The sequence below is a fragment of the Mycolicibacterium vulneris genome (genome assembly GCF_002104765.1).
Lineage (GTDB): Bacteria > Actinomycetota > Actinomycetes > Mycobacteriales > Mycobacteriaceae > Mycobacterium > Mycobacterium vulneris.
This window is the reverse complement of record NZ_NCXM01000077.1, coordinates 1-1,489: the sequence shown is the minus strand read 5'-3', so window position 1 is coordinate 1,489 and position 1,489 is coordinate 1. Positions and strand designations below refer to the sequence as shown.

Here is a 1,489-nt window from a genome sequence, read left to right as displayed (position 1 = left end):
GTGGTGTTGCACCGGGTGGGGGCCGGCGAGGACGTCGTGATGGGCGCGCCGATCGCCGGGCGGATGGATGCGGCGCTGGATGAGCTGGTCGGGTTTTTCGTCAACACCTGGGTGTTGCGGGTGGGGGTCAACCCCGCACAGCAGTTCAGCGAGGTGCTCGAGCAGGTGCGCCAGCAGGCGCTGGATGCCTACAGCAACCAGGATGTGCCGTTCGAGTTGCTGGTCGAGCAGCTCAACCCGGTGCGCTCCGCGTCGCATCATCCACTGTTCCAGGTGCTCTTGGTCTTTCAGAACAACGTGCGCCCCGAGATGGTGCTGGAGGGGGTCAGCGTCGAGCAATTGGCGGTGTTTACCCGCACCGCCAAGTTCGACTTGGATATCGAGCTCAGCGAGGTGCCCAGCGAGGATGCTGGGGCGCCGATGGCCGCCGGGCCGGTGATGTATGCCACGGATTTGTTTGATCGGTCCACCATCGAGCGGATAGTCGGCTGGTTTGGCCGGGTGATCGAGGCGGTCGTGGCGGATGCCTCGGTGATGGTGAGTGAGGTGTCGCTGCTAGATCGCGGTGAGCGTGATCTGGTGCTGTCGCGGTGGTCGGGTGCTGGGGTGAGCGCGCCGGTGGGGCTGGCGCCGGCGTTGTTGGCCGCGGCGGTGACGGCCGATGCCGACGCGGTGGCCGTGGTCCAGGGTGCGCGAAGCCTGTCGTATGGCGAGCTTGATGCGTGGTCGACGCGGTTGGCGCGGGTCTTGATTGAGGCCGGGGTGGGTCCGGAGCGCGCGGTGGGCGTGGCGATGGATCGCTGTGTGGAGTTGGTCGTTGCCTGGTGGGCGGTGGTCAAGGCCGGCGGGGTGTATGCGCCGATCAATCGGACCCATCCGGTGGAGCGCATCGCGGCGGTGCTCGACGCGGTGGGGGCGGTGTGTGTGTTGAGTTGTGGCGCCGACACCGTTGATGGGGCGGGGACGCGACCGGTGTTGCGCATCGACGGTCTGGATGTGTCCGGGCGCAGCGCGGATCCGATCACCGACGCCGACCGGCTGGCGCCGTTGGGGGTAGATAACACCGCGTACGTGATCTTCACGTCCGGGTCCACCGGTGTGCCCAAGGGGGTGGCGGTCAGCCACGCCGGTCTACTGGGTTGGGCAGCGGCGCAAGGCGAGATGTTCGGGTTGGGTGCGGATGCGCGGGTATTGATGGTGGCCGCGCCGACCTTTGACGCCTCGGTCGGAGAGTTGTTGTTGGCCGTCGAGTCCGGAGCGGCCTTGGTGGTAGCCCCGGCGGGGGTGTATGCCGGGGAGGCGTTGACCGGTTTGCTGCAGGACCAGCGGGTCGGTGCGGCGATTTTGACCCCGACGGTGTTGTCGTCGCTGGATCGGGCCCGGCTGGACGCGCTGGACACGCTGATCGCCGTGGGGGAGGCCTGCCGCGACGAGGTGGTGGCGGCCTGGGCGCCGGGTCGGCGCATGTACAACGGCTACGGCCCGAGCG

General features: G+C 68.2%; 1 protein-coding gene. It reads left to right on the top strand.

The features are described from left to right. Positions 1-1,489 (top strand): AMP-binding protein (locus B8W69_RS29390; RefSeq protein ID WP_165762731.1); only part of this gene is annotated, 1,489 nt, incomplete at both ends.